The 24,067-nt window shown below is 75.0% G+C and carries 22 protein-coding genes; 11 read left to right on the top strand and 11 right to left on the bottom strand.

Annotated features, from left to right (window positions below; all coding sequences use genetic code 11):
- Positions 1 to 6 precede the first annotated feature (6 nt).
- Complete coding sequence (locus ACWCOM_RS01845; RefSeq protein WP_454547026.1) at positions 7 to 714, bottom strand: AfsR/SARP family transcriptional regulator; 708 nt, start codon at positions 712 to 714, stop codon at positions 7 to 9.
- Between the two features lie 320 nt (positions 715 to 1,034).
- Between ACWCOM_RS01845 and ACWCOM_RS01840 the strand changes: the two genes are divergently transcribed.
- The gene (locus ACWCOM_RS01840) at positions 1,035 to 1,298 is read left to right on the top strand and encodes a DUF3892 domain-containing protein (RefSeq protein WP_454547025.1); all 264 of its coding nucleotides are present in this window, start codon (positions 1,035 to 1,037) and stop codon (positions 1,296 to 1,298) included.
- A gap of 23 nt (positions 1,299 to 1,321) precedes the next feature.
- Here the strand turns inward: ACWCOM_RS01840 and purB are convergent, their stop codons facing one another.
- A complete protein-coding gene (purB, locus tag ACWCOM_RS01835; protein ID WP_454547024.1) occupies positions 1,322 to 2,749 on the bottom strand; it encodes an adenylosuccinate lyase in 1,428 nt (475 codons plus the stop codon).
- Between the two features lie 166 nt (positions 2,750 to 2,915).
- On the opposite strand from purB, the gene ACWCOM_RS01830 reads away from it, so the two are divergent.
- The 5 genes from ACWCOM_RS01830 to ACWCOM_RS01810 all read left to right on the top strand — a co-directional run bounded on the left by ACWCOM_RS01830 (position 2,916) and on the right by ACWCOM_RS01810 (position 9,867).
- A complete protein-coding gene (locus tag ACWCOM_RS01830; protein WP_454547023.1) occupies positions 2,916 to 4,079 on the top strand; it encodes a histidinol-phosphate transaminase in 1,164 nt (387 codons plus the stop codon).
- A 56-nt stretch (positions 4,080 to 4,135) separates the two neighbouring features.
- A complete protein-coding gene (locus tag ACWCOM_RS01825) occupies positions 4,136 to 5,428 on the top strand; it encodes a thiamine pyrophosphate-dependent enzyme (RefSeq protein ID WP_454547022.1) in 1,293 nt (430 codons plus the stop codon).
- Positions 5,425 to 6,408 carry an alpha-ketoacid dehydrogenase subunit beta gene (locus tag ACWCOM_RS01820; RefSeq protein WP_454547021.1) on the top strand — a complete coding sequence of 328 codons (984 nt, stop codon included), beginning with the start codon at positions 5,425 to 5,427 and terminating at the stop codon, positions 6,406 to 6,408. The genes ACWCOM_RS01825 and ACWCOM_RS01820 overlap by 4 nt, the downstream gene beginning before the upstream one ends.
- An 84-nt stretch (positions 6,409 to 6,492) precedes the next feature.
- Positions 6,493 to 8,031, top strand: a complete 1,539-nt coding sequence (locus tag ACWCOM_RS01815; RefSeq protein ID WP_454547020.1) for a 2-oxo acid dehydrogenase subunit E2 — start codon at positions 6,493 to 6,495, stop codon at positions 8,029 to 8,031.
- A gap of 606 nt (positions 8,032 to 8,637) precedes the next feature.
- Positions 8,638 to 9,867 (top strand): aminotransferase class I/II-fold pyridoxal phosphate-dependent enzyme, encoded by a 1,230-nt coding sequence (locus tag ACWCOM_RS01810; protein WP_454547019.1) that lies wholly within the window; start codon positions 8,638 to 8,640, stop codon positions 9,865 to 9,867.
- Here the strand turns inward: ACWCOM_RS01810 and ACWCOM_RS01805 are convergent.
- The 5 genes from ACWCOM_RS01805 to ACWCOM_RS01785 all read right to left on the bottom strand — a co-directional run bounded on the left by ACWCOM_RS01805 (position 9,833) and on the right by ACWCOM_RS01785 (position 14,859).
- A complete protein-coding gene (locus ACWCOM_RS01805) occupies positions 9,833 to 10,540 on the bottom strand; it encodes a DNA-3-methyladenine glycosylase I (RefSeq protein WP_454547018.1) in 708 nt (235 codons plus the stop codon). The two genes, ACWCOM_RS01810 and ACWCOM_RS01805, sit on opposite strands and share 35 nt — an antisense overlap.
- A gap of 128 nt (positions 10,541 to 10,668) precedes the next feature.
- Entirely contained in the window at positions 10,669 to 11,682 is a 1,014-nt protein-coding gene (locus ACWCOM_RS01800; RefSeq protein ID WP_454547017.1) for a hypothetical protein, read from the bottom strand.
- Positions 11,679 to 12,974: a sensor histidine kinase gene (locus ACWCOM_RS01795; RefSeq protein WP_454547016.1), complete on the bottom strand. Its 1,296-nt coding sequence runs from the start codon at positions 12,972 to 12,974 to the stop codon at positions 11,679 to 11,681. The genes ACWCOM_RS01800 and ACWCOM_RS01795 overlap by 4 nt, the downstream gene beginning before the upstream one ends.
- 33 nt (positions 12,975 to 13,007) lie before the next feature.
- A complete protein-coding gene (locus tag ACWCOM_RS01790; protein WP_454547015.1) occupies positions 13,008 to 13,724 on the bottom strand; it encodes a LuxR C-terminal-related transcriptional regulator in 717 nt (238 codons plus the stop codon).
- A 136-nt stretch (positions 13,725 to 13,860) separates the two neighbouring features.
- A complete protein-coding gene (locus ACWCOM_RS01785; RefSeq protein WP_454547014.1) occupies positions 13,861 to 14,859 on the bottom strand; it encodes a hypothetical protein in 999 nt (332 codons plus the stop codon).
- A gap of 73 nt (positions 14,860 to 14,932) precedes the next feature.
- Here ACWCOM_RS01785 and ACWCOM_RS01780 point away from each other — a divergent pair, with 73 nt between their 5' ends.
- Positions 14,933 to 16,639 carry a long-chain-fatty-acid--CoA ligase gene (locus ACWCOM_RS01780; RefSeq protein ID WP_454547013.1) on the top strand — a complete coding sequence of 569 codons (1,707 nt, stop codon included), beginning with the start codon at positions 14,933 to 14,935 and terminating at the stop codon, positions 16,637 to 16,639.
- A gap of 10 nt (positions 16,640 to 16,649) precedes the next feature.
- Here the strand turns inward: ACWCOM_RS01780 and ACWCOM_RS01775 are convergent, their stop codons facing one another.
- Positions 16,650 to 17,264, bottom strand: coding sequence for a flavin reductase family protein (locus tag ACWCOM_RS01775; RefSeq protein ID WP_454547012.1), 615 nt, complete (start codon positions 17,262 to 17,264; stop codon positions 16,650 to 16,652).
- Positions 17,265 to 17,445: 181 nt separating this feature from the next.
- Between ACWCOM_RS01775 and ACWCOM_RS01770 the strand changes: the two genes are divergently transcribed.
- On the top strand, positions 17,446 to 18,339 hold the full coding sequence (locus ACWCOM_RS01770) for a LysR substrate-binding domain-containing protein (protein WP_454547011.1): 894 nt from the start codon (positions 17,446 to 17,448) through the stop codon (positions 18,337 to 18,339).
- A 359-nt stretch (positions 18,340 to 18,698) separates the two neighbouring features.
- Here ACWCOM_RS01770 and ACWCOM_RS01765 read toward each other — a convergent pair whose 3' ends face one another.
- On the bottom strand, positions 18,699 to 19,181 hold the full coding sequence (locus ACWCOM_RS01765; RefSeq protein WP_454547010.1) for a MarR family winged helix-turn-helix transcriptional regulator: 483 nt from the start codon (positions 19,179 to 19,181) through the stop codon (positions 18,699 to 18,701).
- A gap of 59 nt (positions 19,182 to 19,240) precedes the next feature.
- Complete coding sequence (locus ACWCOM_RS01760) at positions 19,241 to 19,918, bottom strand: hypothetical protein (RefSeq protein WP_454547009.1); 678 nt, start codon at positions 19,916 to 19,918, stop codon at positions 19,241 to 19,243.
- Positions 19,919 to 20,102: 184 nt separating this feature from the next.
- On the opposite strand from ACWCOM_RS01760, the gene ACWCOM_RS01755 reads away from it, so the two are divergent.
- Both ACWCOM_RS01755 and ACWCOM_RS01750 read left to right on the top strand, forming a co-directional pair.
- A complete protein-coding gene (locus tag ACWCOM_RS01755) occupies positions 20,103 to 21,179 on the top strand; it encodes a glutathione S-transferase family protein (RefSeq protein ID WP_454547008.1) in 1,077 nt (358 codons plus the stop codon).
- A gap of 120 nt (positions 21,180 to 21,299) precedes the next feature.
- Positions 21,300 to 22,145, top strand: a complete 846-nt coding sequence (locus ACWCOM_RS01750) for an HpcH/HpaI aldolase/citrate lyase family protein (RefSeq protein WP_454547007.1) — start codon at positions 21,300 to 21,302, stop codon at positions 22,143 to 22,145.
- A 34-nt stretch (positions 22,146 to 22,179) separates the two neighbouring features.
- Here ACWCOM_RS01750 and ACWCOM_RS01745 read toward each other — a convergent pair whose 3' ends face one another.
- The gene (locus ACWCOM_RS01745) at positions 22,180 to 22,896 is read right to left on the bottom strand and encodes an HAD family hydrolase (RefSeq protein ID WP_454547006.1); all 717 of its coding nucleotides are present in this window, start codon (positions 22,894 to 22,896) and stop codon (positions 22,180 to 22,182) included.
- A gap of 136 nt (positions 22,897 to 23,032) precedes the next feature.
- Between ACWCOM_RS01745 and ACWCOM_RS01740 the strand changes: the two genes are divergently transcribed.
- On the top strand, positions 23,033 to 24,025 hold the full coding sequence (locus ACWCOM_RS01740) for an LLM class flavin-dependent oxidoreductase (RefSeq protein ID WP_454547005.1): 993 nt from the start codon (positions 23,033 to 23,035) through the stop codon (positions 24,023 to 24,025).
- Positions 24,026 to 24,067 lie beyond the last annotated feature (42 nt).

Genomic DNA, 24,067 nt, shown 5'->3' with positions numbered 1-24,067 from the left:
ACGGTCTCAGGCGCTGCGCATGTAGCCCATCAGCTGGGTGATCTGCGGGGAGGGCGGAGCGCCGAGCTCGTCGGCCATCGTGCTGCAGAAGCTGCGGAAGGTCTGCAGGGCCGGGGCGTTGTTGCCGAGGCCCAGATCCGCCTCGATCAGGACGCGGACCGCGCTCTCGCGCAGGGGGTCCAGGGCCCGGACGTTGGCGGCCAGCAGGTGCGCCCGGTAGAAGTCCCCGTGCTCGAGGGACAGCCGCGCCAGGTGCTCCACGGCGGTGACGTAGAGCGCCCGCAGCCGGTCCTGCTCGGCCATCACCCAGCCGTCGTACCAGCCGGGCAGCAGCTGCGCGCCGGCCGGGTCGAGGAACCACGGGTCCTGGGCGGGCGGCTCGGTCGCGGCGGCCGCCTCGTGCAGCGACCGGCGCAGCTCGTGCACGTCCACCACGACCGGGTCCGCCAGGGCGATGGTGCTGCCGCGGGTGCCCACGGCCCCGGGGACCTGGCGGGAGAGGTTGAAGACGGTGGTGCGCAGGCTGCCCATGGCGCGCTCGGCCGTGCGGTCCGGCCACAGCAGCTCGCCGAGGAAGCGGCGCGGCTTGGGGCCGAGGACGGCCAGGGCCGCCAGCAGCCGCTGCTGCCGGTGGCCGAGAGCCAGCACCGAGCCGTCGAGTTCGACCTCGACGTTGCCCAGCAGCCGCAGCGTGATCGAGTGTGCCCCATCCATTGCCATGATCCCCCACTGTCATGAGCCGAGTGCCCCGATGCGCCCTGCCGGTCTTCCCCCGAAGACCGTGGGCGGGACGTCCTCCCTCCGCTCCCGCGGCGCCGGATCGGGCGCCGCCGGAAGAGAGGGGTCAGCACCGATGATCCCGGCGAACGAGCCGTGAGTCAAAAGTGAACGACCGGATGTCGTCGAAAGCAAACGACCGATCCGGGCCGACGTGCGCGAACCGCCTCGGGGTCCGCGCCGCACCACGACAGTGTGACCAGGCTGATCCCCGGACCGGCGCCGCCGGCCCGGGCACGTACCCAGGAGTGCCTCCGATGACCGACCATCGAACCGTCACCGGGGTCCGCACGGACCCCCTCGGCAACATCGTCGCCCTGTGCAATCCCGCGGAGGGGTGGTCCCCCCGCTCCACGACCCGGGTCATCCGGGACATCGAGAGCGGCGTGCACGACTACTCCGTCCCCGGCACCACCGGCCGGCTCAGCGTCCGCGTGGTCCCGGCGGGCTGCGGCAAGCGCCTGTGGGCCGCCCCGGCGGACACCGCCTGCAACAACCTGCACGACCTGCCCTCCGTCTGAGCCCCCGCGCCGCCGGCCGGGGCTCAGAGGTAGCGCACGAGCTCGGTGGCGATCCCCGTGTAGGTGGCCGGGGTCAGCGCGGAGAGCCGCTGGGCGGCCTCCGGGGACAGGCCCAGCCCCGCCACGAACTCCTGGAGCCGGTCCGCGTCCACCCGCCGCCCGCGGGTCAGGTCCTTGAGCCGCTCGTAGGGGTTGTCCATGCCCTCGACCCCGGCGATCGCCTCGGCGCGCATGACCATCTGGACGGCCTCCGCCAGGACCTCCCAGTTCTGGTCGAGGTCGGCGGCCAGCACGTCCTCCGCGACGTCCAGGCGCGCCAGGCCCTTGCGCACGTTGGAGACCGCGAGGAGGGAGTGGCCGAAGGCCACGCCGATGTTGCGCTGGGACGAGGAGTCCGTGAGGTCGCGCTGCCACCGCGAGGTCACCAGGGTGGCGCCCAGGACGTCGAGCAGGGCGTTGGAGAGCTCCAGGTTCGCCTCGGCGTTCTCGAACCGGATGGGGTTGACCTTGTGCGGCATGGTCGAGGAGCCGGTGGCCCCCTCCACAGGGATCTGCTGGAAGTAGCCGATCGAGATGTAGGACCACACGTCCGTGCAGAAGTTGTGCAGGACCCGGTTGAACCGGGCGACGTCGGCGTAGAGCTCCGCCTGCCAGTCGTGCGACTCGATCTGGGTGGTCAGCGGGTTCCAGGTCAGGCCCAGGGCCTCCACGAAGCCGCGGGAGACCCCGGTCCAGTCCGCGTCCGGGACGGAGGCGTAGTGCGCCGCGTAGGTGCCCGTGGCGCCGTTGATCTTGCCGAGGTACTCGGTGCGCTCGATCCGGGTCAGCTGGCGGCCCAGGCGGTGGGCGACCACCGCCATCTCCTTGCCCAGCGTGGTGGGCGTGGCCGGCTGGCCGTGGGTGCGGGAGAGCATCGGCGTGCCCGCGGCGGACTCGGCGAGGCCCGCCACGTCGGCCACGAGCGCCCGGGCGGCCGGCAGCCACACGTCGGTCGTGGCGTCCTTGACGCCCAGGGCCCAGGCGAGGTTGTTGATGTCCTCGGAGGTGCAGCCGAAGTGCACGAGCGGCACCAGGTGCCCGAGGCCCAGGGCGGGCAGGCGGCGGCCGATGTAGTACTCCACGGCCTTCACGTCGTGCACCGTCACGGCCTCGATCTCCGCCAGCTCCGCCACCGCGTCGGTGTCGAAGTCCGTGACGATCCGGCGCAGCCCGGACTTCTGCTCCTCGCCGAGGGGCGCCAGGCCCGGCAGCACCGCGTGCTCGGCCAGGTGGATGAACCACTCGACCTCCACGTGCACGCGGTTGCGGTTCAGGGCCGCCTCGGAGAGGTGGTCGACGAGCGGGGCCACGGCCGGCTGGTACCGGCCGTCGAGCGGGCCCAGCGCGACGGGCGGAACGGCGGCGGCCAGCGAGGCGCGCCCGGAGGACAGGATGGCATCGGTGTGGGGCATGGGCACATTCTCCCACGGCGCCCGGACCGGCCCGGGCGGACGGATTGTCGCCGGCCGCCAACTTTCGCGGGACCCGGTTGTAGCTTTCGCGCGGAAAAGTTACCGGGTCGTCCGGAGGGCGTCATCCACCGGGGAACCCCGGGGGAGCGGGGATAGCATGGCCCCCATGAGTACCAGCGACGCCACGCGCACCCTGGCCGGGAACGCCCCGGCGCAGGACGCGGCCCCCGCCACCACCCCGGCGGTCCGTCCGCGCCCGGCTCTGTCCCGGCTTCCCCGCTACGTGGCCGGCAGACCGCCGCTCGTGGTGGAGGGGCTGCCCTCCTACAAGCTGTCCTCCAACGAGAACCCGTTCGGGCCCGTCCCGGCCGTCCGGGAGGTCCTCGCCGGCTGGGACGCCGTGCACCGCTACCCCGAGACGACCTCCGCGGAGCTGCGGGAGGTGCTGGGGGAGTTCCTCGGCGTGCCCGCCGAGGACGTCGTCACCGGCGCCGGCAGCCTCGGCGCCCTCAACCAGCTGCTGGGCGCCTTCGTGGGCACCGGCGAGGACGGCGCCCCGGACGAGGTGGTCCACGCGTGGCGCTCCTTCGAGGCCTACCCCATCAGCATCGGGCTCTCGGGCGGGCTGAGCGTCCCGGTGCCGAACCGCCGCGACGGCTCGCACGACCTCGAGGCCATGGCCGCCGCCGTCACCGACCGCACCCGCGTCGTGCTGCTGTGCACGCCCAACAACCCGACGGGCCCGAGCCTCACCACCGCCCAGGTCGAGGAGTTCCTCGCCGCGGTGCCCCGCGACGTGCTCGTGGTCGTCGACGAGGCCTACCAGGAGTTCCAGCGCCGCGACGACCTCGTCGACGGCATCGACCTCTACCGGCGGCACCCCAACGTCGTCGTGCTGCGGACGTTCTCCAAGGCCCACGGGCTGGCCGGACTGCGGATCGGCTACTCCGTGGCGGGCCAGGGCATCACCCCGTACCTGCGCCAGAGCGCCCCCGCGTTCTCCGTGACCGACCTCGCCCAGCGCGCGGCCATCGCCTCCGTGCGCCACTACGACCAGGTCGCCGAGCGCGTCCAGCGGGTCGTCGACGAGCGGGAGCGGGTGCTGGCCGGGCTCGACGCGCTGGGCTGGCCGTACCCGCAGACGCAGGCGAACTTCGTGTGGCTGAACCTCGGCGAGCACAGCGGGCGCTTCGCCGAGCTGTGCGACGCCCACGCACTGGCCGTGCGCCGCTTCGGCGACGAGGGCGTCCGCGTCACCGTCGGCGAGCCGGAGGCCAACACCCGGTTCCTCGAGCTCTGCGCGCAGTTCCCGCACGCACCCGTGCTCTGAACCCCGGGCACGAGCGCTCCGCTCCGACCCGAGCACATCGAAAGGACGTCCTGACCATGGATGCCGCCCCGTTCTCCCCGGCCGCCCACGCGCCGGCCCACCGCGCGCCGATCCCGGAGCCCCGCACCCGGCTGGTGCGGCTCCTCGACCGGGACGGCGCCCTGGCCGAGGACCCGGTCTTCTCGCCGTTCGTCGCCGACGTCGGCGCCGAGCAGCTGCGGGACCTCTACCGGTCGATGGCGCTCGCGCGCCGGTTCGACGAGGAGGCCACCCACCTGCAGCGGCAGGGCCAGCTGGTGCTCTGGGCGCCGATGCGCGGGCAGGAGGCCGCCCAGGTGGGCTCCGCCCGCGCCCTGCGCCCGACCGACCACATCTTCCCCACCTACCGCGAGCACGCGGTGGCGATCGAGCGGGGCGTGGACCCCGCCGAGCTGCTCATGGTCTTCCGGGGGCACGCCGCCGGGGGCTGGAAGCCCTCAGAGCACGGCATGAACGTCTACTCGATCGTGCTCGGCTCCCAGGTGCCGCACGCCGTGGGCTACGCCATGGGGATGAACCTGGACCGCCGTGCCGCCGAGGAGGAGGGGCGCGAGGTCGAGCCCGCCGCCACCATCGCGTACTTCGGGGACGGCACCTCGACCCAGGGCGAGGTGCACGAGGGCATGGTGTTCGCGGCCTCCTTCGACGCCCCGGTGGTCTTCTTCGTCCAGAACAACCAGTGGGCCATCTCCGTGCCGTTCTCCACCCAGTCCCGGCTGCCGCTGGCCGAGCGGGCCGCCGGCTACGGGTTCGAGGGGATCCGGGTGGACGGCAACGACGTCCTGGGCGTCCTGGCCGTCTCCCGGTACGCCATGGAGCAGGCCCGCGCCGGGCGCGGCCCCGTGCTCGTGGAGGCCGAGACCTACCGGCTGGGCGCCCACACCACCGCCGACGACCCCACGAAGTACCGCCAGCGGGAGGACGAGCGCCGCTGGGCCGAGCTCGACCCGCTGCTGCGCCTCGAGGCGCACCTGCGCCGGCACCACGGCACGGACGACGCCTTCTTCGCCGAGGTCGCCGCCGCCGCGCAGGAGTTCGCCGACCAGACCCGCGCCCACGTCCTGTCCATGGCCCCGCCCTCCTTCGAGGAGTTCTTCGACAGGCCCTACGCCGAGCGCCACCCCCTGATCGAGGAGGAGCGCGCCTGGTACGCGGCCTACCAGGCCGGGTTCGAGGACGACGCCCCCGGCGGCGACGGCACCGCCGGGCCCGACCGCGGCACGCAGGCCTCGGGCCTGACCGTCGCCGCCGATCCCGTCACCGGGACCCCCGACGAGCGCTCCGCCGGCACCGAGGAGGACCTCGCATGAACACCGCTCCCGACCTGACGATCGCCAAGGCCGTCAACGCCGGCCTGCGCCGGGCCATGGAGGAGGACCCCCGGGTGCTGCTCATGGGCGAGGACATCGGCTCCCTGGGCGGCGTCTACCGCGTCACCGAGGGGCTCAAGAAGGACTTCGGCGGGCACCGCGTGATGGACACCCCGCTGGGGGAGGCCGGGATCGTGGGCACCGCCGTGGGGCTCGCCCTGCGCGGGTACCGTCCCGTGTGCGAGATCCAGTTCGACGGCTTCTCCTTCCCGGCCTTCAACCAGATCACCACGCAGCTCGCGAAGATGCGCAACCGCACGAACGGGGACGTCACGGTGCCCGTCACCATCCGGATCCCCTACGGCGGGGTCATCGGCTCGGTGGAGCACCACTCCGAGTCCCCGGAGGCCCTCTTCGCCCACACCGCCGGGCTGCGCATCATCACGCCGTCCAGCGCCCAGGACGCCTACTGGATGACCCAGCAGGCGATCACCTGCGACGACCCCGTGATCGTCTTCGAGCCCAAGCGCCGGTACTGGCTCAAGGGCGCGGTCGACACGCAGCGCCCCGCCGCCGACCCGTTCACCGCCCAGGTGGTCCGGCCGGGGGAGGACGCCACGGTGGTGGCCTACGGCCCGCTCGTGCCGGTGGCGCTCGCCGCGGCCCGGGCGGCCGAGGAGGACGGCCGCAGCGTGGAGGTCATTGACCTGCGGTCCCTGTCGCCGATCGACTTCGACACCGTGGAGGACTCCGTGCGCCGGACCGGCCGCCTGGTCGTCGCCCACGAGGCCCCGACCTTCGGCGGCCTCGGCGGGGAGATCGCCGCCCGCATCACCGAGCGGGCCTTCTACTCCCTCGAGGCCCCGGTGCTGCGTGTGGGCGCCTTCCACCTGCCGTACCCCGTGGCGGCCGTCGAGGACCAGTACGTGCCGGACCTGGACCGCCTCCTCGAGGCGTTGGACCGCTCCTTCGCCTACTGACCCGCCGACCCCGGCCGCCGGCCCCTCCGGGCCGGCGGCGCCGTCGCCGACCCGGAGGGGCCGCGCGAGAGAGGAAGTACTGACATGCCGCAGATCTTCAACCTGCCCGACGTCGGCGAAGGCCTGACCGAGGCGGAGATCCTCGCGTGGCGCGTGGCGCCGGGGGAGACCGTCACGGTCAACCAGGTGCTCGTCGAGATCGAGACCGCCAAGTCCGTGGTGGAGCTGCCGTCCCCGTACGCGGGCACCGTCCTGGACCTGATGGTGCCCGAGGGCCGCACCGTGGAGGTCGGCACCCCGATCATCGCCGTGGGCTCCCCCGAAGAGGCCTCCGGCACGGGCCCCGCCCCGGAGGGGACACCGGGGATCCTCGGGGAGACCCGGGTGCCCGCCGAGACCCGGCCGGCGACCGACGCCGACGGCGACCGTCCCCTCGTGGGCTCCGGGCCCAAGGCCGACCCCGTGCGCCGGCGCCGCCGGGTCGCCCCGGAGCCGGCCGCGCGGACCCCCGAGCCGGCCCGGCCGGCGGGGTGGGCCGAGAAGCTCGGCCGCGGCCCGCTGGGCACCGGGCTCGGCGGCGGGATCGGCACGGCCGCCCAGGGCATCGCCGACCGCGCCGCCCGGCTCGCCGAGGACAGCGGCGTCTGGCGCCGGCCCGCCCGCCCCGACGGCGCGGGCGCGGCCCCGGCCGGCGCGGTCCCCACGGGCCCGGTCCCGGCGGGCTCGGTCCCGGCCGCGGCGGGTCCGGCCGTCGTGCCGCGCCGTCCCGCGCTGGCGAAGCCGCCCGTCCGCAAGGCCGCCCGCGACCTGGGCGTCGACCTCGCCGAGGTCCCCGCCACCGGGGCCGCCGGGCAGATCACCAAGCAGGACCTCCTGGCCCACGTGGCCCGGCTCGGCGAGGCCGGGAGCCGGCGCCGTCCGCCCGCCGCCGAGGACCGGGTCGAGCGGATCCCGGTCAAGGGCGTGCGCAAGGCCACCGCGCAGAACATGGTGCGCAGCGCGTTCAGCGCCCCGCACGCCTCGGTGTTCGTGGAGCTCGACGCCACGCGCACCATGGAGTTCGTCCGGCGGCTCAAGGCCGCCCCGGACTACGAGGGGGTCAAGGTCACGCCCCTGCTGGTGCTGGCCAAGGCCGTCGTGTGGGCCGTGGCCCGCAATCCGCAGGTCAACGCCACGTGGACGGACGAGGAGATCCTCGTCAAGCAGTTCGTGAACCTGGGCATCGCCGCCGCGACGCCGCGCGGGCTCATGGTCCCGAACATCAAGGACGCCCAGGACCTGTCCCTGCGCGAGCTGGCCGTGGCCCTCGACGAGCTCTCCCGCACCGCCCGGGCCGGGCGCACCCAGCCGGCGGACATGCAGAACGGGACCCTGACCATCACCAACATCGGGGCCCTCGGCCTGGACACCGGCACGCCGATCATCAACCCGGGAGAGGTCGCGATCGTCGCCTTCGGCAGCATCAAGCAGAAGCCCTGGGTGGTGGACGGCGCCGTGGTGCCCCGCTGGGTCACCACGCTGGGCGGCTCCTTCGACCACCGGGTGGTCGACGGGGACCTCGCCGCCCGCTTCACCGCGGACGTCGCCCGGATCCTCGAGGAGCCCGCGCTGCTGCTGGACTGAGCCACGGGCCGCCGGCGCCGCGGACCGGCCGGCACGGCAACGGCCCCGCACCGATCGGTGCGGGGCCGTGTGCTGCGTCGTCGACGAGCGCGCCTCCACGCATCGCGGCTCTCCCCGCCGGGCGGGTGCCCGGCGTCCCGCGGACGCGGAACGGGGTGGTCGCCGCCGACCGCGCGGCGCCGCAGCACGCGTGGACCCGTGATTGAAATCCCCCCAGACACAATCACACATCTCATTCACGACGGATCACTCGTGCGACGCCGGCCGCGGTGACGACCTGCCCGATCGGTCCCCGGTGCTGCCACCGGTGACCTGGTCCGCGTCCCCCGCGGACCGCCTCAGCGCGGTCCCCCGGGGTCCAGGACTGCATCCATTATGGCCGCCGACCTGGACGAAAGTCTGTCCCCCGATGTGCACCCGCCCCGGCCGCGGACGGCCGCCCGGACGGAATTCCGTCCGCCGAAGGGCACCGGGGCCGGCCGCGCCCGGACGGGTGTATGTTCCGCCGGGGGCACCCGGTCCGGGCCCTTCCGGCCGGGCCCTCTCTGTAACGGACGGCCGCGGACCGCCGAGTCCGGCCGCGGACCGCGGCCGTAGGCTGGGGTCATGCTGCCGCACCCGCCGCCCCGCCCGTCCGCACGCTCCGCGGTCCCGCCCTTCCGGGTGATGGAGATCCTCGCCGACGTGGAACGGCTGCGTTCCGCCGGCCGGGACGTCGTCTCGCTCTGCGCCGGTGAGCCCTCCGGCGGCGCCCCGGAGGCCGTGGCCCGCGCGGCGGCTCGCGTGCACGCCCGCAACGAGGGGCTCGGCTACACCCCCGCCCTCGGGATCGAGCCGCTGCGCCGCGCCGTGGCCGGGCACTACGCCCGGTGGTACGGCCTGGACGTCGCACCGGAGCAGGTCGCCGTCACCACGGGCGCCTCCGGCGCGCTGGTCCTGACCTTCCTCGCGGCCTTCGACGTCGGGGACCGGGTCGCCGTCTGCCGCCCCGGCTACCCGGCCTACCGCAACACCCTGGCCGCGCTGGGCGCGGAGGTCGTCGAGCTCGACTGCGGCGCGGCGACGCGCTACCGCCCCACGCCGGCGATGCTCGACGCCGCGGTGGACGCGCACGGCCCGCTGCACGGCCTGGTGGTGGCGGGTCCCGCGAACCCGACCGGCACCGTGCTCGAGCCCGCCGAGCTGGCGGCGCTGGCGCGCTGGTGCGCCGAGCACGGGACGCGGCTCGTCAGCGACGAGATCTACCACGGCATCGTGCACACGGTCCCCGCGGGGAGCGGCCCGCGCAACGGGGCGCCGTACCGCGGCACCAGCGCCTGGGAGCACGACCCCGAGGCCGTGGTCATCTCCTCCTTCTCCAAGTACTGGGGGATGACGGGGTGGCGGCTGGGCTGGGCCCTGCTGCCCCGCGAGCTCGTGGCCCCGGTCGACGCGCTCGCCGGCAACCTCAGCCTCTGCCCGCCGGCGGCGGCCCAGTACGCCGCCGTGGAGGCGTTCTCGGAGGAGGCCTACGCCGAGGCCGACCGGGCGGTGGAGCAGTTCGCGCGCTCCCGGCGCCTGCTGCTGGACGCCCTGCCGGGGCTCGGCTGGGGCGGGAGCGCGCCGGCGGACGGGGCGTTCTACCTCTACGCGGACCTCGGCGAGCAGCTCGAGCGCCACGGCAGCTCCCTGGAGTGGTGCCGCCGCCTGCTCGAGGCGGAGGCCGTGGCGGTCGTGCCGGGGCTGGACTTCGACGCCGCCCGCGGTCACCGCACCGTCCGGCTGTCCTTCGCCGCGGGTCCCGCCCAGGTCGAGGAGGCCCTCACCCGGATCCTGCGGTTCCAGGCCCGCTCCTGAAGCACTGCGCGAGGTGACCGGGGAGCACCCCGGTGCGCAGCAGGAACCCGTGGGCGGTCGTGCGGCCCACGAAGACCAGGCCGAGCTCCTTGAGCCGGGCGGCGAGCCGGTCGGCCTCCGGGGACCGGCGGGTCAGTTCCAGCACGGTCCGGGGCGGCTGCGCGCCCTCCGGCGGGTCGCCGGCCAGCTCCGCCCAGTCCGCCGGCGCGAGGCCCGCGCACGCCCGGGCGTTGTGCACCACGGCCTCGATCTTGACGCGGTTGCGGATGACCGCCGGGTCGAGCAGGAGCCCGTCGACGGCGTCCTCCGTCAGCCCCGCGACGTCCTCGGCGACGAACTCGCGGAACGCCCGCCGCAGCCCGTCCCGGCGCTGGGCGATGCTCCACCGGGCCAGGCCCGCCTGGAAGATCTCCAGGCTCAGCGCCTCGAACCAGCCGGGGGAGTCCACGGGAGGAGCGCCCCAGCGGTGGTCGTGCTCCTCCAGGACGGCCGGTCCGGTGGGCGCCCAGGGGCAGCGGCGCCGGCCGTCCCCGCAGAGCACGGCGCGGAAGACGTCGTCGGGACGGGAGCCGGCGCCGTGCGGGACGCCCGCGGCGCGGGCCGGACCGGCGGGGGCCGGGTGCTCGGGGGTGCGGGCGGGGACGGGGCCGTGCCCGGCGGAAGCGGTGTCCATGCCCCCACCGTAGGAGCGGCCGCGCCGGGGCCGCCCGCCGGGCACCCGGGTGTGGACGGCCCGCGCCGGTCCGCCGGTGCCGGCGGGCCGGTGCAGTGGGGCCGGCACGGTGCCCGCGGCGGTCGGGCTCAGAAGCGGGAGACCTCCCCGGTCACGTCGGCGATCTCGATGGCCACGGGCTCCTCGTCCCCCGCGTTGCCGTCGTGGACGATGAACACGGCGGTGGGGTCCCCCTCGGGGAAGGCCCGGATCGTCACCGACCCGGACGTCGCGGCGTTGAGCACCTCCATGGACTGGCGGGTCGCGGACCGCAGCACGGCGGCGGGCAGGGGTCTGCCCCGCTCGTCCAGGATGTCCACCTGCACCCCGCGCGCCCGCGCCGCCCGGGTGACCTCGAGCAGGTAGGGGGTCGCCACGGAGCGGCCCCGGATGGAGTCCCGCAGCTGCGCCTCCGTGAGCCGGAACTGCTCGATCTCGTAGTCGGAGACCGGGGACGGGTCGTGCGCGATGCGCTCGAGCAGCCCGCCCGCCAGCCGGCGCACCTCCTGCACCCGCAGCACGGAGGCGTTGACGGTGTCCTGCTCGGCCTCGTCGTGGGACCGGGCGGAGATCACCATGTCCCGGGCCTCCGCGAAGGCGACGGAGGCCCGGTCGTACTCGCGGGCGATCAGCTGGCTGGCGAGCAGCAGCGCCGCGGTCGCCGCGTTGCTCAGCGCGGCGTCCCACAGCCCGATCGCGGAGCGGGCGCCCCACGTCATGGAGACGGCCACGGCGAGCCCCAGCGTGGCCCACCCCCAGCCGCCGCGGCGGCGGATGCCCAGGACCACGACGAAGCCGTCGAAGCCCAGGGTGAACCACTGCCCGCCGAACAGCTCGGCCCGCGGGTCCAGGGCGTCGTAGGAGCGCTGGATCGAGACCAGCATGAGCAGCACGGCCAGGGCGGTGGGCAGGTCCGGCAGCCGCCGCCGCCCGTACGGGTAGACGGCCAGGGCCACGGCGATCACGTAGGTCACGAGCGCGGCCTGCATCAGCTCCGGCTTGTCCATGCTCTGGGTCTGCAGGACGCCGAGCACCACGGGGATCAGGAAGAAGACCGCGGCGGCCACCAGGGTCAGGGGATGGAAGAGCGCGCGGGAGATCACGGGCGGGCGTCCCGCGGCCAGAGGATCGTCACGGCGGTGCCCCGGCCGGGGGCGGAGTCGACCTCCACGTCGCCGCCCACCTGCCGCACGCTGCCCAGGATGGACACGCGCACCCCGAGCCGCCGGGAGTCGACGCTGCGCGGCTGGAAGCCCCGGCCCCGGTCGACCACCTGGAAGCGCAGGTAGAAGCCCTCGGGGTTGATCGCGGTGGGCGGGCACGCCGCGCCGTCCATGGTCACGAACGTGACCTCGGTGCCCGAGTGCCGGGCGCTGTTGGAGACCGCCTCCGTGATGGCCTGGACCAGCGCCTGCGCCGTCTCCACGGGGATGAGGGGCCGCGGCTCGCCGGGCGGGCGGATGTAGGGGGTGATGCTGTTGAAGCGCACCCGGTTGCGCCACGGGGACAGGGACTCCAGCAGGTCGTCCAGCAGCGTGTGCACCATCGTGGTGTCCTTGCCCTGGGCGCGGCGCTCCTCGAAGGCCAGGACGTCGAGGGCGCGCTGGGCCAGCTCCCGGGTGCGGCGCTGGACCGGGCCCGTGGCGCGCCCGGCGTCGAGCAGGGCCGCCATGACGTTGTCGTGGATCAGGCGGTCCAGCCGCTCCTGCTCCTCGGCCTGGGAGCGGGAGCGGGTGAGCTGCAGCTCCTGGGCGATCGCGTCCGCGTAGACCTGGTCCGCGTTCCTCCCGCCCCGGAGGACGAAGCCGATCAGCACCACGAGCACCACGCCGAAGGCGATCCGGCTCGTGGCGTCGAAGAGCACGTCCATGACGTCGGGCGCCGCGGCGGTCCGCATCATGACGAGGACGTAGAGGACCGTCACGGACGTCAGGTAGGCCACGGCCAGCTCGAGGCTCCACACGACCACGGTGGCGCACGCCGCGAGCAGGATGAACGGCTCCACCCACGGGTCCTGCGGCGGCGCCTCGCCCGTCCAGGCCAGCGGCAGCGTGACGACGGCGAGCGCCACCAGCACCGGCACCACGAGCACCGGCCACGTGCGGACCCGCTGCCCGGCCGACTGCAGGAGCAGCACGCACGCGTTGAGCAGCAGGGCGACCAGGAAGACCAGGTGCCACCGGTCGAAGGAGCGCAGCTGGTCCTCCAGGACGGTGAGGGACTCCAGGAACAGCGCGACGGCCACGAGGCCGTGGCAGATGTTGGCGAGCAGCAGGAGCCGGTAGGAGTTCATCCCCAGCTCCTGCGGCGAGGCGGGCACCAGCAGGCTGGTGCGGCGCCGCCGGGCCGGGACCTTCCGGTAGGCGAGCGGGGACCGGGGCGCGTCGTGGCTCACGGAACGGCGGTCCTCAGCGGAGCCGGGGGCGGCTCACAGGTGCTTCTCCGCCGTGGTGATGTCCGCGGTCGGCTCCACGAGACCGTCCTCGATCGCCCGGATGCGCAGGTCGATCTTCGTGGGGGCCGGGCGTCCGACGCGCGCGTACTTCTCGCGGATCCGGTCGATGTTGGTCTTCACGGCGCTCTGCTTGATCCCCATCCGGCGGGCCACCTGGACCTGGGCGAAGCCGGACGCGTAGAGCCGCAGGGTCTCCTGCTCGCGCGGGGAGAGGCTGGCCCGGGAGAACTCGACGTCGCCGTCGATCGCGGCGGCCAGCTCCTTGGTGATCACCGGCTTGCCCTCGGCGATGTTGCGGGCCTCCTCGATGGCGTGCTCGAGCGGGTCCGACTTGCGCACGAGCCCCAGCGCGCCCGCCCGCAGCGCCTCGCGGATCAGGGCCGCGTTCTCGCCGATGCTGAAGATCAGCACCTTCATGCCCGCGGCCCGCAGCCGCTCCACGTTGGCGGCGGGGCGCGACAGGTCGTTCAGGGAGAGGTCCAGGAGCACGACCTCGCACTCGATCCGCTTCGCGCCCTGCGCGGTCAGGGCCGGGTTCTCGGAGTCCCGGCCCAGCTGGTCGAGCAGGTCCGGCACGCTGGAGGCCGATCCGACGAGCTTCACGTCCGCCTGGGAGGTCATGGAGACGAGACGGACGCCCTCCCGGACGACCTCGTGGTCATCGACGACGGCGACAAGGGTGGACGGCATGGGTGTTTCCTCCGGGTGCTGCTCGGTGGGCCGGTCCGCAGATTTCTGCGTGGGGGTGACGGATCTCACCGAGGTGCTCCGATTGTCCCCCCTCGCCCCGGGGGAAGCGAAACCGACACGGTTCCGGGTGCAAACGTTACCTTCCCGTGTCCCCCCAGCGGTCGACCCGGCGGTGGTAGCGGATGCCCCACATCCCGCCGAGCACCGCCCCCAGCAGGTCGACGAGCAGGACGGCGGCCACGGCGAGCAGGCCCGGGACGAGCAGGTCGCCGATGAGCGCCTGGGCCGAGACGCCGACCGGGGCCAGGCCCACGGTGTCCGCCCACAGCAGCCCGGCCACGGTCGCCACGGACCGCCCGACCAGGGACCACAGCCACACGGACACCCCCTGGCGGGCGCCCGAGAAGCGGGCCATCCGGCCGGCGGCGTACCCGCCGGCGAGGAAGGCCAGGAACTCGACGAGGCCGAGCACCGCCGCCCCGGTCCAGGCCGCCGCGGAGCCGGCGGCCAGGTCGTCGACGACCCCGCCCATGCCGCTGTCGACCCGGACGCCCAGGGCGGCCGCGGCCAGCCCCGCCGGCGCCAGCAGCAACCAGGTCAGGGCCAGGGCGCTGAGCCAGCCGAAGAAGCCGGGGACCAGCTGCAGGCCGCCGAACCGCTCCCGCTGCCGGGCGTGGCGGGTCGCGGGGTCGGCCGGCAGCGGACCGGCACCGGGGGACGGGTAGCCGGAGACCGGGTAGCCGGGGGCCTGGTGCTCCGCGGCGGGGTCGCCGGGGAACGGGCGCGCGGCCCCGCCGGTGCCCACCGTGGGCGTCGGATCGGTGCGGGGACCGGGCTCGGGCGCCCGCGGCGGGTCCTCCGGCACCGGGCGCTGGGCGCTCACCGCCGGCAGCGGACGGGTGTGCTGCGTGTCGTCGTCGTCGTACCACGCCCAGTCCTCGTCCTCGCCCCCGGAGCCGGCACCCGCCGCCCCGTCCTGCGGGGCGGCGCCGCGGCCGGGAGGGCCGGCCGCGGGGAACCGGCTGACCGGGGGCAGCGGGCGCGTGGCGCCGTCGTCGGCGTCGTGCGGACCGGTGTCCGACCAGGGCATCGGGTCGTCGGCGGAGGGCGAGCCGGGTGTCGAGGAGGGAGTCATGTCATCGGAGTCTACGGGCGGGGACGCCGCCGGGACTGGGAGTCCGCACCGACCGCCGAGTAGGGTACGGGCCATGCCTGCCGAATCCACCCGCGACTTCCTGCGCGCCCGCCCCTGGACCGCCAGCTACGACGCCGGGGTCCCCGCGGACCTGGACCTGCCGGAGACCTCGCTCGCGCACATGCTCGAGCGGTCGGTGGCCCGGCACGGCCGGAAGACCGCACTCGAGTTCTTCGGCGCCCGGACCAGCTACGCCGATCTCGGGCGGCAGGTGGAGCAGGCGGCCGAGGGCCTGCGCCGGCTCGGCGTGCGGCGCGGGGACCGGGTGGCGATCGTGCTGCCGAACTGCCCGCAGCACATCGTGGCGTTCTACGCCGTGCTGCGCCTGGGGGCCGTCGTCGTGGAGCACAACCCCCTCTACACCGAGCACGAGCTGCGCCACCAGTTCGAGGACCACGGCGCGCGCGTGGCGATCGTGTGGGACCGTGCGGCCGGGCGCGTCCGGTCCCTCGGCGCCGACCTGCCCGTGGACACGGTCGTGGCCGTGGACATCACCGCCGCCATGCCCCGGGCGCAGCGGCTCGCCCTGCGGCTGCCGCTGCCCGCGGCCCGGGCCTCCCGCGCCCAGCTCACCGGGCCGGCCCCGGGCACGGTTCCGTGGCGGGAGCTGCTGGCCGCGCCGCCGATCGCCGTCGACCACCCGCGGCCCACCGCCCACGACCTCGCCCTGCTGCAGTACACCTCCGGCACCACCGGGCTGCCCAAGGGGGCGATGCTCACCCACCGCAACCTCGAGTCCAACGCCCTCATGGGCCGGCACTGGCTCGACTCCACCGAGGACGAGGTGGTGCACGGCGTGCTGCCCCTCTTCCACGCCTTCGGCCTGACCCTGGGGGTGACCTTCGCGATGTCCCTCGGCGCGAAGCTCGTCCTGTTCCCGACCGTGCGGACCGACCTCGTCCTCGGGGCGATGAAGCGCTCGCGGCCCACCGTGCTGCCCGCCGTGCCGCCGGTCTACGAGAAGCTGCTCGACGCCGCGCAGGAGCGGCCCACCGACCTGCAGGGCATCTCCGTGGCCGTCTCCGGGGCCATGGGCCTGCCCGTCCCGCTCGTGGAGCGGTGGGAGCGGGCCACGGGCGGGATCCTGATCGAGGGCTACGGGCTCACCGAGTGCTCCCCGCTCGTGGCGTGCAACCCGCTCAACGACTCCCGCCGCGCCGGGTCCATCGGCGTCCCCTTCCCCTCCACCGACATCCGGCTCGTCGACCCGGAGACCCTCGAGGACGTCCCCCGCGGCCACGAGGGCGAGCTGTGGGTGCGGGGACCGCAGGTCTTCCAGGGGTACTGGAAGCGCCCCGACGAGACCGCCCGGACGCTCGGCGCGGACGGGTGGCTGCGCACCGGGGACATCGTCACGGTCGACGACGCCGGCTTCCTGCGGGTGGTCGACCGGCTCAAGGAGGTCGTCATCACCGGCGGCTTCAACGTGGCCCCCACCGAGGTGGAGAACGCGCTGCGCCGGCACGAGGACGTCGAGGACGCCGCCGTCGTGGGCCTCGCCGACCCGCGCGGCACCGAGGTGGTCGTCGCGGCCGTGGTCCTGGCCCCGGGCCGCGAGCTCGACGAGGGGGCCCTGCGGGAGCACTGCTACGCCGAGGTCACCCGCTACAAGGTGCCCCGCCGGATCGTGGCCGTCGACGAGCTCCCGCGCACGATGCTCGGCAAGGTCCAGCGCCGGGAGGTCCGTCGGCAGCTGGAGCGCACGGGCGTGCGGCTCTGAGGCCGGGCGCTCAGGGCAGGTCCGCCTCCGGGTCGGCCTCCCGGTAGGGGACCCGGCGGACGGAGCGGATCCGGCCGAGCTCCCCCCACTCGTCCCGCCCGAGCCGGGCGATCGGCTGCAGGGCCTGGACGAGCGGACCCCGCCCGTCCATGGCCGCCCCGTCCACGGCCACGTGCGTGACCGCGCCGAAGACGAGGAAGGAGTCGCCGATCGGCATCGGCTCCGCGTGCAGCCGGCACTCGATGGCCGCGGGGGACTCCGCGACCCGGGGCACGCCCACGGTCAGCGACGGCTCGCGGGTGAGCCCCACGGCGTCGAACTCGCTGACCTCCGGGGGGTAGTCGGTGCCCGTGGCGTTGATCTGCTCGAACAGCCCGGCGGGCGCGAAGTTCACCACGAACTCCCCGGTCTGCCGGATGTTGCGGAGGCTGTCCTTCTCCCCGACCGAGACGAACTGGACGATCGTGGGCGTGCTGGATGCGACCGTGAAGAACGAGTGCGGGGCGAGGTTGTCCACGCCCGCCGCGGACCGCGAGCTGACCCACGCGATGGGGCGGGGGACGACCAGGGACTTGACCGCCCGGGCGAAGGAGCCGTGCCGGTCGGCGGGGATGTCGGTGCGCATGCGCCCATTCCACCACCCCGGCCCGCCCCGGTCACGGACGGGTCCGGGCCCGGGCCGGCGGCCCGGGCCGTGGCGCACCGTGCTGTCACCGCGGCGTCCTCCCCGGGTAGTCTGCGGGAGAACGGGAGCCCGGGGGTCGACGACGATCCCCGCGCCACGAGCGGAAGGACGGCCGTCCACGATGGAGCTCCGGCAGCTCAACTACTTCATCGCCGTGGCCGAGGAGCGGCACTTCGGCCGGGCCGCCAAGCGGCTGCACATGGCCCAGCCGCCGCTGTCGCAGCAGATCCGCCAGCTCGAGGAGCAGCTCGGGGTGCGCCTGCTGGACCGCACCACCCGCCGGGTGGACCTCACCGCCGCCGGTCAGGTCCTGCTCGACCGGGGCCGCCGGATCCTCGGGGAGATCGAGGCCCTCGAGGCGGACGTCCACCAGGTGGGCCAGGGCACCACGGGGGTGCTGCGGGTCGGCTTCTGCGGCTCCGCCACCTACGGGACGATGCCCACCCTGGTCCGGCGGGCCGCGCAGGTGCTGCCGGGGATGTCCCTGGCGCTGCACGGGGAGATGCTCGGCCCCGCCATGGAGGAGGGGCTCCGCGGGCGCACGCTGGACGCCGCGCTGCTGCGCCCCCCGGTGGCCTCCCCGGACCTCGAGCACCGGGTCGTGGCCCGCGAGCCGCTCGTGGTCGCGGCGCCCTCCGGCGGCGCGCTGGACGAGGCGGGCCCCGTGGCCGCGCACCGGCTGCAGGACCAGGACTTCGTCGCCTGCCCGCCGGACTCGGCGCTCTACCGGGCCGGCGCGGACCTCTGCCGCCAGGCCGGGTTCCAGCCCCGGATCGCCCGCGTGGCGGGCGGGACGTCCGCGCTGCTGTCCCTCGTGGCCGCCGGCGTCGGCGTCGCCGTGCTGCCCTCCGGCGCGCGTGCCGCCCAGCTGGCCGGCGTCGTGTACCGCGAGATCGAGCACGCCCCGGAGCTCGAGCTGGCCGTGGCGTGGCGGCGCGAGGACCGGTCCGCGCTGCTGCACCGCTTCCTCGACCTCGTCGCCGACCTCTGCTCCGGGCCCGTCGCGGCCCCGTAGCCCGCCCGGGCGAGACCGTGTCGCGGAGCACGGGGCCGGGCCGCCGGGGCGCCACGGCACCCCGGGGACCCCGTCCGCGGGCGCGCCCCGCGGCGACCAGTGCGTTTTCCGGATGCACACCCCGAAATCGGCTTGCCCATGCAGATCACTGGGTCTAAAGTGAATCTGTCGTCGGCGATGGCCCGGGCGCGATCCCCCCATCGGCGCCCGGATGGTTCCTGCCGATGACCGGCGTCCCATTCCCCCCGATCGGGACGCCCGACAGGCCCTGCCGATCCCCCCATGCGGCAGGGCCTGTCCCTTGTCCGCGCCGCAGCCGGTCTCCCCGGGCGACGCCCTGCCGGGTCAGACGGCCGGCGTCAGCACAGCCCCAGCTCCTCGAGCCGGGGGACGACCTTGCCGGAGACGCGGCGCAGGGTGTCCATCTCCTCCGGCGTCAGGTGGTCGACGAACGCCGCGCGCACCATCTCGAGGTGGCCGGGGGCGGCGGCCTCGATGGCGCGGCGGCCCTCCGGGGTGATCCGCACGTCGAGACCCCGCGCGTCGCTGTCGCAGGGCAGGCGCTCGAGCAGGCCGCGGCGGGCCATCCGGGAGAGCAGGTGGGACAGCCGGCTGCGCTCCCAGCCGAGCGCGTTCATGAGGTCGCGGGACCGGAGCACGCCGGTGCTGCTCTCGGAGAGCGGAACGAGGACCTCGTACTCCGAGCCGGACAGCGCGCTGTCCCGGGACAGCTGGCGGTCGATCGCGGTCTGCATGCCCCGGCTCAGGGCCAGGAAGCTCCGCCAGGCGCGCTGCTCCTCGTCGGTCAGCCAGTCGACCTCGGCGGGCTCCGGGGTGTTCATGCGGGGATCCTCTCGTACGGTGCGGGATCCCCCAGCTTATATTGACATGTCAACCAAAGTCAAGGGCGGGGCGGGCCTCCGGGGGCGGGGCCGCCGTCGGGGCCGTACCGGGGCCCGCGGCCGCGCCGGATCCAGTCCGAGTCGTAGTGCTCCCGGGGGTCGCCCCGCCGCAGGCGCTCGGCGTAGCCGGTGGGGCGCAGCGGGGAGTCGTCGTCGTCGGGAGGGGTGAACGTCGCCATGGCGACCAGGCCGAAGCCCAGGCCCGCCGAGACCACCAGGGTCATGCCGGAGACGACCAGGACGCTGACGTACTCGTCGACCAGGCCGGCGCGCGCGGTGCCCGCGAGCGCGGGCTCCACCACGAAGACCCCCGCGAGCGGGAGCAGCCCCAGCGCCAGCAGGGCCGCGGGGATCAGCCACCACCTCGAGCGGCTCCGCAGCGGCGGTGCCGCGGGGTCCCGCAGGGCGGGGTGCAGCTGGGCCTGGACGGCGACGAACCCGGCGGCTCCGGGCAGGGCCAGCAGCGCGCCGACGGCCCAGCCCCAGGCCACGCCCTGCGCGGCGAGCCCGGCGCCCAGCAGGACGCCCAGCATGATCAGCGTGAAGGAGAGGCCCCGGGCCATCCGGCGGGTCGCCCGCGGCGAGGCCGGGGGAGTGCGGAGGGGCGGGACGGGCACCGGGACGTCCCGGTGGGGGATGCGCTGCCCGTACTCGGGCTCGTGGCCGTGGCTGCTCATGGGCGGGGTCCCGTGGTGGTGGGGTGCTGGACGGCTCTACTGTAGACCTCACCTCCGACGGGACCCGGCCTGGTGCCCGCTCGGTCATGGACATATCATCAAAACCGGGAGCGACCCCGTGGCCGCTCCCGCCACCGGTCCGCCGGTGACCCGCCGTCCGGCAGCGCAGCCCCGAGGAGCCACCATGTCCCCACGCAGCACCCAGCAGTCCGAGCACAGCACCGCCGGCGCCTACGTGCACCCGGGGGAGGAGTTCACCCGGGACACCACCTACATCGAGGACCGGATCGTCCGCGACCCGGGGCGCGCCCCGGTGGGCGAGGGCGCCGAGGCGTGGCCGGTCGAGGCCGGCCGCTACCGGCTCGTCGCCGCCCGGGCCTGTCCCTGGGCCAACCGCACCCTGATCGTGCGCCGCCTGCTGGGACTGGAGGACGCCCTCTCCGTGGGCCTGCCCGGCCCGGTGCACGACGCCCGGTCCTGGACCTTCGACCTCGACCCGGACGGCCGGGACCCCGTCCTGGGCATCGAGCGGCTCCAGGAGGCGTACTTCGCCCGCTACCCGGACTACCCGCGGGGCATCACCGTGCCCGCCGTCGTGGAGATCGCGAGCGGGAAGGTGGTGACCAACGACTTCGCCCAGCTCACGGAGGACCTCGCCAAGGAGTGGACCGCCTTCCACCGGGAGGGCGCCCCGGACCTGTGGCCGGCCGAGCACGAGGACGAGATGCGGCAGGTCATGCGGCGCGTCTACACCGAGGTCAACAACGGCGTCTACCGGTGCGGCTTCGCGGGCTCCCAGCAGGCCTACGAGAAGGCCTACGAGCGGCTGTGGGCGGCGCTGGACTGGCTCGAGGAGCGCCTCGCCACCCGCCGCTACCTCATGGGCGAGCACATCACCGAGGCCGACGTGCGGCTGTTCACCACCCTCGTGCGCTTCGACCCGGTCTACCACTCCCACTTCAAGTGCTCGCGGAACAAGCTCGCCGAGATGCCGCACCTGTGGGGCTACGCCCGGGACCTCTTCCAGACCCCCGGCTTCGGGGATACCGTGGACTTCCAGCAGGTCAAGGAGCACTACTACATCGTCCACGAGGACATCAACCCGTCCCAGATCGTGCCGGTGGGCCCCGACCTGCGGAACTGGGTCTCCGCGCACGGCCGGGAAGCCCTCGGCGGCTCGCCCTTCGGCGGGGGGACGGCGCCGGGCCCCGTGCGCCCCGAGGAGCGGGTTGACCGACGTCACACGCCCCTGGCCGTCTGAGCGCCGTCCGGCCGCGGCGCGCCGCCTAGACTGGACAGCCGGTGCGGTCCGGGTCCGCGCACCAGGAGGCGGACCGCCGGGCCCTCCGTCCTCCGCCCCTCGTCCCGGAAAGGACCTCCCGTGGCCCCCTACCGCAACCAGCGCGCCGCCGCGCTGCCGGCCCGCCTGTCCCGCTCGTGGCTGCTCACCTCCGCCGCCGACCCGTCCGCCTTCCCGGCGGCGCTCGCGTCCGAGGCCGACTCGGTCGTCTTCGACATCGAGGACGCGATCCCGGCCGACGGCAAGGACCAGGCCCGGCGCAACGTCGTGGAGGCGCTGGAGGCCGGTGCGAGCGCCTGGGTGCGCATCAACGACATCACCACGCCGTACTGGGAGCAGGACCTGGCCGAGCTGAGCCGGGTGGGACACCTGCGCGGGATCATGCTCGCCAAGACCGAGCACCCCGACCACATCACCAAGACCGCCATGATGGCGCCCGCCGGCACGCCGGTGGTGGCGCTGATCGAGTCCGCCGTGGGCATCATGAACGCCAACGACATCGCGCGGGCGCCGGGGGTGTTCCGGCTGGCCTTCGGCGTCGGCGACTTCCGCCGGGACACCGGCGTCAGCGCGGACCCGATGGCCCTGGCCTTCGCGCGCTCGAGCCTCGTGGTCGCCTCCCGCGTGGGCGAGCTGCCCGGCCCCATCGACGGGCCGACCCTGGGCGCCTCCGGGGAGGAGCTCGCGCAGGCGTGCGCCGTGACCCAGTCGATGGGCATGACGGGCAAGCTGTGCCTGGACCCGGAGCAGACGGACGGGATCAACCGCAACCTCGCCCCCAGCGAGCAGGAGATCACCTGGGCGCGCGAGCTCATCACGCAGCACGACTCCGGGCACGTCGTGGGCGACGGCAGCTACCTGCCCCGCCTGGCCCGGGCGCGCAAGGTCTCCGAGCTGGCCCAGACCTACGGGATCTGGAACCGCTGAGCCGACCGGGCGGGGCGCCGGCGCGGCGTCCCGCTCAGCCCAGCCAGCGGTCCACGAGCGCCCGGAACGCCGGGTCCGTCAGCGACGCCACCCGGTGGTGGGCGGGCACGGGGTCGCCGTCCGGGACCGAGGGGACCGCCACGACCACCAGCCCCGCCGCCACCGCCGAGGACGCGCCCACCGCGGAGTCCTCCACGGCCAGCGCCTCGGCCGGGGCGAAGCCCAGCCGCCGCACGGCCTCGGCGTAGATGTCCGGGGCGGGCTTGCCGCGCGCCACGTCCTCCGAGGACACCCACGTGCTGAGGTGCGGGGCGAAGCCCGCCTCCTCCAGCTTCAGCCCGAGGATCGTGCGCGTGGAGTTGCTGGCCACGGCCACCGGCAGCCGCTGCGCGAACTCCCGCACGGTCTCCAGCGCCCCCGGCAGCGGGACGATCTGCCCGGTCAGGGTCTCCGCCTCGGTGCGCAGCACGTCGGCGTGGACCAGGGCGCGGTCGGCGCCGGCGGCGTCCGCGATCGCCGTGGCCACGTCCGCCGCGGACCAGCCCATCATGGCGCGCTCCATCGCGTCGGTGAACGCCAGCCCGTGGCGCTGCGCCACGGCGCGCTGGACACGGGCCCAGTTGGCCTCCGTGTCCATCAGGATCCCGTCGCAGTCGAAGACCACGCACGCCGGCGCCCAGTCCGCGGCGGGCGCGGGCAGCGCGGGCTCGGCCGGGGACGGCGGGGTGGAACGGGGCGGTGAAGTCGTCATGGACCCATCGTGCCTCACCCCGGCCCGGGCCGTCGCCGGGATGTGAGGAGGGCAACGGCCCGGAATAAGCGCCCCGACCCGGGGTGTTGCCGCCACCGGACCCCCTCGTGCCCCACCCCGACGGAAGAAGCCGCCCGTGCCCACCACGCCCCGCATCCCGCTGTCCGCCCTCGACCTCGTGCCCCTGTCCGAGGGGCGCACCACCGCGGACGCCCTCCGGGAGGCCGTGGACCTCGCCCGCCGGCTCGACGCGTCCGGCTACCGGCGCCTGTGGTACGCCGAGCACCACAACACGGAGGCGTTCGCCTCCTCCGCCACGGCGGTGCTGATCGGCCAGGCGCTGGCCGCCACCGAGCGCATCCGGGTGGGCTCGGGCGGGATCATGCTCCCCAACCACGTCCCGCTGACCGTGGCCGAGGCCTTCGGCACGCTCGCCAACCTCTACCCCGGCCGGGTGGAGCTGGGCCTGGGCCGGGCCCCGGGCACCGACATGCGCACCGCGCTCGAGCTGCGGCGCGGGCACGCCGGCCACGACACCTTCGAGTCCGACGTCCGCCGGCTGGTGCGGCTGTTCGGCGGCCAGGAGCAGGAGGTCGTGCGGGCGCCCGTGGCTCGGGGCACGGACGTGCCCCTGTGGATCCTCGGCTCCTCCACGGGCGGCGCCGAGGTCGCCGCCCGGCTCGGGCTGCCCTACGCGTTCGCCTCGCACTTCGCCCCCGCCATGATCATGGACGCGATCGCCCTCTACCGGCAGCGCTTCGACGCGAACGCCCCGACCGCCACGGTGGAGCGCCCGTACGTGGTCGTCGCGGCGAACGTCCTGGCCGCGGACACCGACGAGGAGGCCCGCCGGCAGTTCAGCACCCACCAGCTGCTCGTGCGCGGGATCGCCCGCAACGACCGGCGACCGCTGCAGCCGCCCACCGACCGCGTCGAGCTGACCGCGGCGGAGGCGGGCATGGTCCAGGAGCACCTGGCCGTCTCGGCGGTCGGCACCCCCGACCGGGTCGTCGCCGAGCTGGAGCAGATCGTCGAGATCACCCGCGCCGACGAGCTGATGCTCAACAGCTATGCTCACGACCCCGAGGTGCGCGCCCGCTCCTACGAGCTGGTGGCCCGCGCCTGGTAGGCGCCCGCGCGGCAGCCCGCACCGCACCCCACGACCCGTCCC

It is taken from the genome of Kocuria sp. KH4 (genome assembly GCF_053711175.1).
This window is presented reverse-complemented; position numbering and strand designations above follow the sequence as displayed.